Origin of the sequence: Foetidibacter luteolus, from assembly GCF_009650435.1 — a bacterium.
Taxonomy (GTDB): domain Bacteria; phylum Bacteroidota; class Bacteroidia; order Chitinophagales; family Chitinophagaceae; genus Foetidibacter; species Foetidibacter luteolus.
In genome coordinates this window covers 14483-26689 of sequence record NZ_VVIP01000043.1, presented here as the reverse complement: position 1 = coordinate 26689, position 12207 = coordinate 14483, and the positions used below count along the sequence as shown (strand labels likewise).

General features: G+C 46.0%; 9 protein-coding genes. 3 read left to right on the top strand and 6 right to left on the bottom strand.

The window, feature by feature from the left end:
* Positions 1–28: 28 nt before the first annotated feature.
* Genes F0364_RS12745 through F0364_RS12730 form a run of 4 tightly spaced genes read right to left on the bottom strand, consistent with a single transcriptional unit; the run spans position 29 to position 3779 of the window.
* Positions 29–1132: a mechanosensitive ion channel family protein gene (locus F0364_RS12745; RefSeq protein ID WP_153798167.1), complete on the bottom strand. Its 1104-nt coding sequence runs from the start codon at positions 1130–1132 to the stop codon at positions 29–31.
* Between the two features lie 10 nt (positions 1133–1142).
* Positions 1143–1970 (bottom strand): hypothetical protein, encoded by an 828-nt coding sequence (locus F0364_RS12740; RefSeq protein ID WP_153798166.1) that lies wholly within the window; start codon positions 1968–1970, stop codon positions 1143–1145.
* Positions 1958–2716, bottom strand: a complete 759-nt coding sequence (locus F0364_RS12735) for a UDP-2,3-diacylglucosamine diphosphatase (protein ID WP_153798165.1) — start codon at positions 2714–2716, stop codon at positions 1958–1960. The genes F0364_RS12740 and F0364_RS12735 overlap by 13 nt, the downstream gene beginning before the upstream one ends.
* A gap of 10 nt (positions 2717–2726) precedes the next feature.
* Positions 2727–3779, bottom strand: coding sequence for a quinone-dependent dihydroorotate dehydrogenase (locus F0364_RS12730; RefSeq protein ID WP_153798164.1), 1053 nt, complete (start codon positions 3777–3779; stop codon positions 2727–2729).
* A gap of 904 nt (positions 3780–4683) precedes the next feature.
* On the opposite strand from F0364_RS12730, the gene F0364_RS12725 reads away from it, so the two are divergent.
* The 3 genes from F0364_RS12725 to F0364_RS12715 all read left to right on the top strand — a co-directional run bounded on the left by F0364_RS12725 (position 4684) and on the right by F0364_RS12715 (position 10431).
* Entirely contained in the window at positions 4684–6333 is a 1650-nt protein-coding gene (locus F0364_RS12725; RefSeq protein ID WP_153798163.1) for an amidase, read from the top strand.
* A 356-nt stretch (positions 6334–6689) separates the two neighbouring features.
* Positions 6690–8909, top strand: a complete 2220-nt coding sequence (locus tag F0364_RS12720; RefSeq protein WP_207632651.1) for a transferrin receptor-like dimerization domain-containing protein — start codon at positions 6690–6692, stop codon at positions 8907–8909.
* 418 nt (positions 8910–9327) lie between these two features.
* Positions 9328–10431 (top strand): glycosyltransferase family A protein, encoded by a 1104-nt coding sequence (locus tag F0364_RS12715; protein ID WP_153798162.1) that lies wholly within the window; start codon positions 9328–9330, stop codon positions 10429–10431.
* Here F0364_RS12715 and F0364_RS12710 read toward each other — a convergent pair.
* Complete coding sequence (locus tag F0364_RS12710) at positions 10393–11205, bottom strand: glycosyltransferase family 2 protein (protein WP_153798161.1); 813 nt, start codon at positions 11203–11205, stop codon at positions 10393–10395. The genes F0364_RS12715 and F0364_RS12710 overlap by 39 nt on opposite strands.
* Positions 11202–12011, bottom strand: coding sequence for a glycosyltransferase family 2 protein (locus F0364_RS12705; protein ID WP_153798160.1), 810 nt, complete (start codon positions 12009–12011; stop codon positions 11202–11204). Before F0364_RS12705 ends, F0364_RS12710 begins: the two co-directional genes overlap by 4 nt.
* Positions 12012–12207: the final 196 nt, after the last annotated feature.

Below are 12207 nucleotides of genomic sequence, written 5' to 3'. Positions count from 1 at the left end.
AAAAAAATGTCTGACAGCCGAAGGCTGGCTACTGCTTTTCTACTGCCTTTTGCTGAAGAACAATTTCTGTATTCTCGGCGGCAAGCTCAATATCCATCTTATTAAGAAGGGCGATAATTTCAAGGTTTACCACCTCCCTTAAAGCATTAAATTCTGCTATGGGCTGTTGTATGCCGGTGTAATATTCTATGGTAATTACATGCGCATTTTTACCGGTATCGCTTAAAAAAACAGTAGCGCTTTCAATTTCATCGTGTTGAAGTATCATTTTTATGGCGGGGGCCAGTTTGCGCAGTTGTTCGGCGGTTGCACTTAAGGATATTTCCAGCCGCACATCTACACGGCGCTGTGTACGCAGGGTTATATTGTCTAATATGGTATCTACCATTTGCTTGTTGGGCACGGTAATGTATGTTTTTTGATCAGTACGTATACGTGTGCTGCGCAGCCCTATTTTTTCAACTGTACCGGTAAAGCTGGATACCTTAACTGTTTCGCCGGTGGTAAAGGGTTTATCGAAAAAAATAACAAAGGAGGCTATCAGGTTTTCCAGGCTTTCTCTTAAGGCCAGCGCTATGGCCGCACCCACAAGGCTTAATCCTGTAAGCAGGTTGCTTATCTGGTAATGAAAAGAAAATTTAAGGATAAGCAGTATGCCGATAATGATGAGTATTACCCGGAAAAAATCTTTAAAGAAAACAATGAGCTGGTTATCGGCCTGGTCAAGCGAGGCCTGGGCTTTTTGCTCCAGTATCATGCCTACAAACTTGGTAATGCGTACACATAACCTGATGAAGCAGATAACCAACGCGGCATTGGCCATTGCATCCACCACCATGCGGGAGGTTACCTTGTATATCCTGAAATCAAGTATCTGCGGAAAAGTTAATTTGTCAAGCGCCGCCACGCTGATAAAAAGAACGATTACCCATTCCAGCGGGCCAATAATAAGGTCGAGAAAAGGTTGCTTATAAAGCGTTTTATCAGCCTTTGAAAATATCCTGAACAGTACCTTTGCCAGGTACTTGGAGATGATACGTTTTATAAAAAGGGCTACCAGTATAGAGCCCAACACATACAGGTATAATTCTATTGTATTGTCTAAAAATTTGCGCTGCAAAAAATCGTTCATGTTGTAAAAGTTACTGCAAACTGTAGATGGTTAGCCCGGCGGCGTTTAAAACATATAGCCTGCCGTTCTGGTATTGTGCTTTTAACGCTGTTGTTATATCAATACTTGTACGAAGGGCTGTTGCATCTGCGGCAAAATTATTCAGCGGAAGTGAAATAAGCTGGTTATTTTGATAGCCGCTTAAAAAGTTATCAGCCACCTGCACATCTTTCCAGTTGGTGTAAGGGAGTTTTTTCTGAAAGGCACCGTAATAATCAAACAGGTACCAGCCATTGTTTTTATCATACAGGTACAGCGCCCTGTTGTAGTCAATAATTTTATCAGGCATTACGGCATCATCAAACAGCAGCCTGAAGTCAACCGATTCAAATACCAGTTTACCCTGCTCGTCTATTTTTTTTATTTTATTATCCAACTCATCGTACACCCAGATGTTGTTGTCATAACTCTGCGCTACTGCTTTAACCTGGGTAATACCGGCATTCCTCAAATCAATTACGTTACGGGTGTTTAAAAAACGGTCAAGAACAAGTGCCGTAGTAAAATCTTTATAATATACTATGATGCGCAGCGGGTTGGTTACATCCATACTCCAGATATCGCCATAGCGGCGTACATCGTTAAACAGGCCAACAGAATCGCCTTTGTCGCTGTATTTTTTAACCTGGTTGTTGGCGGTTATTAAGTAAACATTGCCCAGGTTGTCAGCATAAAAATTGCTGAAGCTGCCTTTGTGCATTTGTTGCATGGTGGCATGCAGTACCGTATCGCCGGAAGCATGTAACCGAAGGGCGGTAAAAAGAAGGATAAAAGCGGGTAAAAATTTTAAGCTTCCCATTTTTTTAAAGCTACGGTATTGCCGTCAAACACGGCATAGGTAAAATAGGTAATCCAATCTCCCAGGTTAATGTAGCGGCTGTTTTTGTTTAAGCTTATGTCCAGCGGCAGGTGGCGGTGGCCGAAAATAAAATAGTCAAAATGTTCTTTGGCTAAAATTTCCCGGCTGTAAATCACCAGCCATTCTTTGTCTTCACCCAAAAAAATGGCATCGCCGCTGCCTGTTTTTGCCCTGCTTTTACGGCTAAAGTAATTGGCCACACCCATACCCAGCCTGGGGTGCAGCAAGCCAAACAGCCACTGGCAAGCAGGGTTACGAAAAACTTTTTTCAGGAATTTATAGCCATGGTCTCCCGGGCCCAATCCGTCGCCGTGGCCTATGTAAAATGTCCTGTTGTTCCATTCAAAGGTTTTAGGCTCGGTATAAACAGGAATGTTTAGCTCTTTTTCAAAGTAGCCCCGCATCCACATATCGTGGTTGCCTATAAAAAAGTGAACAGGTATGCCGGTATCTGTCAGCTCAGCCAGTTTTCCCAGCAGGCGGGTATAACCTTTAGGCACCACTGTTTTGTATTCGTACCAAAAATCAAAAATGTCCCCCACAATGAATATTTCAGCCGCATCCTTTTTTATGCTGTCAAGAAAAGCAACCACTTTTTTCTCCCTTACCAGGCTGCTTTCGTAATTGGGTGCGCCCAGGTGAAAGTCTGAAAGAAAGTATATTTTTTTGTTTGGTTGAAGTTGCATGAATGTATAACTAATGCTTTGCCAGGAACTTACAAATGTTTTTTGCAATGCCCGGCCCTTCGTAAATAAAACCTGTCCATACCTGTACCAACGATGCGCCGGCATCCAGCTTTTCTTGGGCATCGGCGCCTGTAAAAATGCCGCCACTGGCTATTAACGGTATACCGCCATTAGACTGCTTGCTAAGGTATTGCACCACTTCTGTAGCCCTTGATTGCAGTGGTTTGCCACTAAGCCCGCCGGCGCCTATAGCCTCCACCTTGTTGGCCGGTGTTTGCAGTGCCTGGCGGCTAATGGTTGTATTAGTGGCTACCAGGCCGCTTAACTTAACTTCATAGGCCAATTCTACAATATCATCCAATTGGCTGTTGGTAAGGTCAGGGGCAATTTTTAACAGCAGCGGTTTAGGTGTTGCCATGCCCTGGTTAATATTCTGCAGATGGCCCAAAATTTTGCGCAGTGAATCTTTTTCCTGCAATTCACGCAGGCCTGGCGTGTTGGGGCTGCTTACATTCACAACAAAATAATCCACATAATCAAACAGTTCGGTAAAACATATTTCGTAGTCTTTCCAGGCATCTTCATTAGGTGTTACTTTGTTTTTTCCTATGTTTCCACCTACCAGCAGCTTGTTGGGGCCTTTGCTACGCATCCCCCGCCAGGCGGCAAGTCTTCCCCTTATGGCTTTAACACCATTGTTGTTGAATCCCATCCTGTTAATCAATGCTTTATCTGCAGGCAGGCGAAAAAGCCTGGGCTTATCATTTCCGGGTTGTGGCTGTGGTGTTACAGTGCCAATCTCCACAAAGCCAAAGCCCAGGGCTTCCAGTTCGGTAAGGTAAATCGCGTTTTTGTCAAACCCCGCTCCCAATCCAACAGGGTTCTTAAATTGTAAACCAAAAAGGTTTCTGCGTAACAATGAATGTTCAAACTGGTATAAAGAGCGTACCATGTTGGCCGATAAGGGCCAGGCGCAGGCTTTGCGCATAGCATTCATGGCAAAATAATGCGCATCTTCTGCGGGCAACCCAAAAAAAATTTTCCTGATAACCGGGTATAGCATGTTGCGAAGATAGCAGCAATCATTCATCGCATGCGTCTTAAAGGCCTCACTTGCACTGGTTACCCGTAAAATTATTCACTTTGTCTAATTTGTTATGGGGAAAACTAAATCAGGTATGATAATTGTTAATTTAAAGCGAACAGCAATCCCTTAAAAAGCATTGCTGTTTTTGTATTTAATTAGCACTTATGTGATAATGAAATGCGGGTTTGATTATGCTCACAGTTCTTCTGTACGCTTTTAAACTTTATATCGTTGTTTCTGCACGTGCAAGCTGATTGTACAAATATCCAGGCTTCAATATCCCTGAAAATACTGAATCACTCTTATTTAGCGTAACCGTGCCGTAAGGCAATTTACCGGGCAATATATAAATGGTGGCTTATTGTTGAAAGCGTTGCTGAGAATGCATACAGTTTGCTCTACATAACTCGAATTCTTTGGCGGGGTTTGATGTTGTTAATGAGGAACCAAACATTCAGCACCAAACGTTTTCTCCCCCGACTCCCCCGTGGGTTTTGTAACTCCGGGGGTTTTTTATGCGCTCCTGTCAAGAATAAGCGCATTGTATTCTGCCGGGATAAGATTTTCAGGGGGTGTCCCTCGTACCTCGGGCCGGGCTTTCCGCTCATACTCCGGCACAAGGCCCAGCTGCAATGGCCTCACCGGGGTATCCGCTGCAATCCCTCACCCGAAGGTGTAACAGGCTGGTTAGTTTGTATACTTGTTATTGTGTTAACGCATGTCGTTGTAGATAACATGGTAATCCTTACGGATTAAAAGTTCTGAATGTTGCTAATGTTGAACATTAAACAAGCGGATATTGAACAACAGACCGCCAACATAAATTAAACCTGCCTGAAGCGATTCTTTCTTAATTTCCGGCCTGCAATGTTAAGCTCCCATGATAAAACATCTTTTGATCCCTGTATTACTGTTAACCGCTATTGTTAGTAAGGCACAGGATACCATCGTCCCCAAAGATTTACCCATAGCAGGCAGGATTTTCGGGCTGCAGTTTACACAAGCTGAGGTAGACTCCATGTATGGTGCTGTAAAAGAATTGCGCAGAGACGTAGATAAGATGCATGCCCTGCCATTACCTAATAATGTTCCCATGAGCTTGTGGCAAAGCCCGCTGTTACCGGGCATGCAACAAACCGAAAGGCAGCAAGCTGTTCAATGGAGTATTCCGGCCAACGTAAGCCTGCCACCGCAAAACAATGGCCTGGCATTTTACAACCTGTTGCAACTGGCATCGTTAGTAAAAAATAAGAAAATAACCAGTGTTCAGCTAACCCGCTATTTCATCAGCAGGCTAAAAAAATACAGCGATACCTTGCAATGCACCATATCTATTACGGAAGAGTTAGCCATGGCACAGGCGAAGCAGGCCGATGCGGAGATTGCCAAAGGCCAATACCGCGGACTCTTGCATGGCATTCCCTATGGCTTAAAAGATTTGTTTGCCGTAAAAGGTACCAAAACCACCTGGGGGGCAGCGCCCTACAAAAACCAGTTAATTGATGAAGACAGTTACGTTTACACCAAACTTAAAGAAGCTGGTGCCGTGCTGGTAGCTAAATTTACGCTGGGGGCACTGGCCATGGGAGATAAGTGGTTTGGCGGCCGCACCAACAATCCATGGAACCTCAAACACGGTTCTTCCGGCTCGTCTGCCGGGTCTGCGGCTGCTACAGTAGCGGGCTTGGTGCCTTTCGCTATTGGTACAGAAACATGGGGCTCCATTATTTCTCCATCCACATCCTGCGGTGCCACAGGCTTAAGGCCTACGTTTGGCAGCATCAGCCGTTCGGGCGGTATGGTACTTAGCTGGAGCCTGGATAAAGTGGGCCCCATTTGCCGCAGCGCTGAAGATGCCGCTATTGTGTTTTATTACCTGCATGGCACTGATGGTAAAGATGAAAGCGCCGTTAGCCGGGCATTCAATTACCAGCAACGCATAGATACCCGTAAACTGAAAATAGCCTACGCCAAAAACTACTTTGACAAGCTGAAGAAAGACGACCCTGAGTGGGCTGTATTGGAAAGCTACCGCAGCATGGGTATTAACCCTGTGCCTGTTAATTTTCCGGAAGAAGGCGCTTACAACTTTGACATGATGGGCATCATTATAAGTGCGGAAAGCGCCGCGGCTTTTGATGAGCTGACCCGCAGCAATAAAGACGACCTGCTTACCTGGCAAACCAAAAATGACTGGCCTAACCAGTTCAGGACAGCGAGGTTTGTATCGGCCGTGGATTATATCAACGCCAACCGCCACCGCTACCTGCTCATGCAAAAGGTAAATGATACACTTTCCGGTTTCGACGCGGTGATATGCCCTACCTGGGGTGGCAACCAATGCGCTATTACCAATCTTACCGGTCACCCCGCTGTTTCGTTACCTATCGGTTTCGGTAAGGAAAATTTACCGCAGAGTATAACCCTTGTAGGCAACCTGTACGCAGAGGCCAGGCTGCTGGCAATAGCCAAACTCTACCAGGACAATACAGGTTGGCAGAATAGCCACCCGGCTATGTTTTTGAAGTAAGGATATAGAACAAAAAATCAAAGTATCATATTTACCGGCTAATGGATATCCAACTTCGTTTAGTTAAGGATGTCATCCTGAGTTCCGAAACTTCGGAATCGAAACCGTTTTATGTCCGTTGCTTTTCACGCATCCGCCTTCGACAGGCTCAGGCTGACATCCCTAACTAAACGACATTGAATGAGTATTGAGCAAAACATGAAGTGATGAACCATAATCAGCCACTCACTATTCACCACTCACCATTCACCACTCACCATTCACTACTCACCACTCACTTAAATTATAAAAACTCAAATGCATTTTTTCCGCTTCTCTTCAATAATTTCAGGGCTGCACTTTAAAACTTGTTACACATGATGAAAAACGCATTACTGGCTGCTGTTGTATTGTTTGGTTATGCTAACCTTACCGCACAAAAACCTATAACCGGCTTTACAGAAAAATCTTCTGCTGAGCAATTACAAACAGAGACAAAGTTCGACCAGGGCCTTAGTGCCGAAAACATTGGCCAAACCATCAAAACTTTTTCAGCCAGGCCACACCATCTTGGCTCGGCCGGCAGCAAAGAGTATGCGGAGCTGGCTATGAACCGGCTTAAAAGCTATGGTTTTGATGCCCGGGTTGAAACTTATACTGTTTTATTTCCCACGCCTAAAACAAGGGTGCTGGAAATGACAGGTCCCGTTGCTTATAAAGCATTATTGAAAGAGCCTGCGTTAAAGGAAGATGCCACCAGCGGGCAGGATGGCCAACTGCCTACCTACAATGCATGGAGTGCCGATGGTGATGTAACTGCCGAACTGGTATTTGTTAACTATGGGCTGCCATCCGATTATGATGAACTGGCTAAAATAGGTGTAGATGTTAAAGGTAAAATTGTAATAGCCAAATACGGCAGAAGCTGGCGGGGTATAAAACCTAAAGTGGCGCAGGAGCATGGCGCGGTGGGTTGCATTATTTACAGCGATCCTAAAGACGATGGCTACACCCAGGGCGATGTTTACCCAAAAGGGGCTTTTAAAAATGAGTACGGCGTGCAGCGCGGCAGCGTAATGGATATGCCCGTTTACCCGGGCGACCCGCTTACGCCCGGTATTGGCGCTACTGAAAATGCGCAACGACTTACCCGCCAGCAGGCTACCAACCTGCTTAAAATACCTGTGTTGCCCATCAGCTACCACGATGCCAGGCCTTTGCTGGAAGCACTGGGTGGAGAAGTAGCACCTGTTGACTGGCAGGGAACTTTGCCTATCACGTATCACATAGGTCCGGGTATAGCCAAAGTACACCTGAAGCTGGAATTCGACTGGAAAATGGTACCCTGCCACAATGTAATCGGTATGGTAAAAGGTTCTCAGTACCCAGATGAATGGGTAATACGTGGCAACCACCACGATGCATGGGTTAACGGCGCCAGCGACCCCATCAGCGGGCTGGCTGCTTTACTTGAAGAAGCCAAAAGCATTGGCGAACTGCTTAAAACAGGCTGGAAACCCAAGCGTACCCTGGTATACTGCGGCTGGGATGGAGAGGAACCAGCCCTGATAGGCTCAACCGAATGGGTAGAAGACCATGCCGAAGAACTGAAACAAAAAACCGTGGTTTACATTAATTCCGATGGTAATGAACGTGGCTTTTTGGGGGCAGGCGGCTCTCACGCACTTACCACTTTAATGGACGAAATAGCTAAAAACGTAACAGACCCGCAAACCAATGTTTCGGTTTTTGAAAGGGCCAAAGCAGCTTCTGTTGCCGGCGCCGCCGCAGGCAAGGCAAAAAAAGACGCATTGGCAAAAACCGGCCTTGAGTTAAGTGCTCTGGGCAGTGGTTCAGATTATTCTCCTTTCTTCCAGCACCTGGGCATACCGTCTTTAAACCTGGGTTTTGGTGGCGAAGGCGATGGCGGCGAATACCATTCTATTTACGATTCCTACGATGATTACCGCCGCTTTAAAGACCCCACTTTTGCTTATGGTGTAGCATTGGCCAAAACTGCCGGGCATGCGGCACTGCGTATGGCCAATGCCGACGTGCTGCCTTTCGATTTCAGGACATTATATAAAACAGTCATTAAGTATGTAGCGGATTTACAGGCTGCTACGGATAACCTGCGGGAAGCGACTGCTGCCGAAAACGAAGCACTAAAGCAAAATGCTTACACCCTTGCGGCGGACCCCACCAGGCCATTTACCGCGCCAAAGCCAAAAGATGAAGTGCCTTATCTTGATTTCTCTCCCCTGCAAAATGCGTTGGTAAACCTGCAAAAAAGTGCCGATTCGCTGGCAATTGTGTGGGGTAAAGCGCTGGCCTCTGGCGCCAATACGGCCGTGTTGAACAAAGCTTTATACCAGGCCGAACAGCAATTGCTGCTGGAAAAAGGCCTGCCCCGCCGCGGGTGGTACCGCCACAGCCTGTATGCACCTGGTTTTTATACGGGCTACGGCGTTAAAACCATGCCTGGCATTCGCGAAGCCATAGAGCAATATAATTTTAAAGAAGCGCAGGAGCAGTTGATGCTGGATGCTGCAGCCATTAACCGCTTTGCGGCTTACTTGCTTGCGGCTACAAAATAAATACAGGAAGAAATGCAGGGCGTGCCCCGCCAAAATACAGGGCGGGCCGGGCTTTCCGCTGCTACTCCGGCACAAAAGCCCTGCTGCGATGGCCTCACCGGGGTATCCGCTGCAATCCCTCACGCAAAATGAAACAGGCTGATAATACACTGGGCCGTTGTTGTTATAGCAGCGGCCCGGTCTTTTAGGCCACGTTATAGTATGTGCAGCACAAACCCGTGCAACAGCCCGAAGGGCTGCAATGTAAATAGCCCCGGATAAAATCCGGGGTTGGTATTGGATAATAGTACCCAATCCTGAATGGGTTGAACAATGCTGCTGCACATCTTACCGTATTTACAGTATAGCAAGTACAACTCTTAAAAATTTGAGATAACGCTTACCAGGCACACCACCCACAGGCTGTATATTTGAGCCGATGAACATACATGCGATAGATATTGTGGTACCGTCTTACAGGCTGGATGAAGAGATATTGCTAAACATCATTAACCTTGAAAAACCTGGCGGGTTCAACGTATTTTTCTACATCGTTTCTGATAATCCTGAAGTAGTTGTGCCTGCTTCTGTTATGCAACTGCACAACAAGGGCTTAATACAACTCATTATTAACCCTGTAAACATGGGCGCCCCGGCAACAAGGAATGTGGGCATTAAAGCGGGCAAAAGCAAATGGATACTTTTCCTGGATGATGATATTAAGGCTGAGCCGGATTTGCTGTTGGTATATGCCGCTGCTATTAAAACACATCCGGATGCTATTGGCTTTGCCGGCATTACGCAGTTTCCGCAACCCATTAATGCCGTTACCAAAGCGCTGGAAATAAACGGCACCATTTCCAGCTTTACTGATGCGTTAAGAAAGCCATTACTCACCTGGTCTCCAACGGCCAACGTAATGCTTAACCGGCAAAAAATGCACCCCGGGTTATTTGATGCGGCCCTGGTTAATGCGGAAGATATTGAGTTTCTTACACGCAGCAGCCTGCTGTTTAATGAGAAATATATACCTGTTGCGGGGGCTGTTGTACACCATCCCTGGTGGGGCAATGGCAGCGTGCAAACCAGGCGCATGGTTAGCTATGGCGCCGGCGCCAGCCAAATCGCCCGCAAACAACCTGTAAGCAATTATACCTTCCGGGATTTTACCAATACGTCAGAAACCTTGTTGCTGCTGACATTGCTAACACCGGTAGCTATACTTACAGGTACTGCGGCGCTATTGGTTAAGTTTACAGTGGCTTTGCTGCTTGCAGAATTTATAACCAACTTAATTAAAACCATCCTTGTTGGTAAAAGCTGGTCTTTGGCAACAGCCTTTCACGTAATGTGGGCAAAAAACTGTTATGAATTCAGTTTTTTACGCCGTTCTTTAAAAGATGGCTTTATCAATGGCTTTGCCTTAAGGATAGATATGGGGTTCAATAAACCCCATCCATCGTCATTCCGTACCAACCGGTGGAAAATTATTAAAATGGCAGTTTTAGTTGTACTGCTGCTGGTAGCTGTGATAGCCTTTTGAGCAGTACCGTATGCCTTGGTTCAGGGTGCGTTTATAAATAGTGTAGTTAAAGCTTTCCCTTTGCCTGTCAACAAAACTGTGGTGCAGGTGGTAGCATACAGCCATCATTTTGATTTTTTTCTGCAGCAGGCCGGCGTTAATAAAACGAGCAGCCAGTTCTATATCCTCGTGGCCCCAGCCATTTATCTCGTTGTTGTAGCCGTTCACCTTCACAAAATCTTCTCTCCAAAAAGCGCAGTTACAACCGCTTACATTGTCAGAGCGTTTGCTTTTTTTAATAAGCAAGGGCGAAAGGAAGGGTATGCGTAAGGCATTTATCCTGTTTTTGATGCCTGCGGAAAAAGCAGAAGCCTTTTTCATCCTGCCTATCAGCAATTCTTCATTGCTCCTTCGCTCATCTATCATAACACGGCTGCCCCTTATATAGTATCCTCTCTCCGCCGCATTTAAATGGTCTTTTATAAAATTCCTGTGCAGCACAATATCGCCATCAACCTGTACAATGTAATCACACTTGGTGCCGGCTATAGCCTGGTTGAGTATAATGGTTTTTCTGAAGCCCTCATCCTCGTGCCAGAAATGTTTAAGGGGAACAGGGAATTTTTTCCTGTAAGAATCTACCAGGCCGGTAGTGGCAATGGTAGAGCCATCGTCGGCTATAATTACTTCATCGGGTAACACGGTTTGTGTCAGCACGCTTTCCAAAACAAGCCTTAACGCTTCGGGCCAGTTGTATGTGGCAATTACCAGGGCCACAGATGTTTGTTTAGTCATTGGCGGATGTATTTATGAATGCCTGAAGTACAGAACGTAATATTTTTTATAATCGTTTGCTCAAGCAGCAGTTCATTTTTCTGCAGGTTATTTTTTGCGTTTTCTTTATGATACAGGTGAAAAGCCAGGCCGCCCAATTTTAAAAACCTTTTTTCCTTTCCGGCATTCAATAACCTGGCCACAAATTCCTTGTCTTCCGGGCCCCAGCCCGTAAAATCTTCGTTGTAACCGTTTACTTCAATGGCATCGTTTTTCCAGAAGGCCATATTACAGCCGTGGATTTCAAACCGTTCAGCGCCCTTGTTTTTGTAAGAGGTAGCAAAAAAGGGCCATAGTACGGGGGCACGGAAAGCGCTGAAAAAATTGGTGGTTCCTTTGCTGAATAAGTTAATACTTATTTGCTGATGGGCCAACATTTTTTGGGTTACCTGCTCATTTATGTAAATGCGGCTGGCCCGTACAAATGCATTGGGTTTGGCAAAGCGCAGGTGGTCCTGCACAAAATGGGGGTGCATTAATATGTCTCCATCCACCTGTATAATATAATCGCCGCTGGCGGCGGCTATGGCCTTGTTGCGTATATGTGCCAGCCTAAAGCCTTCATCCTCATGCCATACATGCACCACCGGCACGGGGGATTGCCTGCTGAATTCTTCAATAACCTGCCGGGTATCGCTGCGGGAGCCATCGTCTGCCACAATTATTTCGCCGGGCAAGATTGTTTGCCGTATGGCGCTTTTAAGGCAAACGGCCAATGCCTGTGGCCAGTTATAGGTGGATATAATGAGTGACGAGGATGGATACATATTAAATAAAGGCAGTGAAGCCGTTGGCTTCGTACCGGCAATGCCGGTTAGTTAAATAAGTTTTTTTGTTCCGGCTGCTGCATGTTAGCATGCCGGTAATTTGTTTTGCTGTGTCACTACCGCGCCAGGGATTGCAGCGGATACCCCGGTGAAGGCATTGTGCCCAGGCTTTTGTGCCGGAGTATGAGCGGAAAGC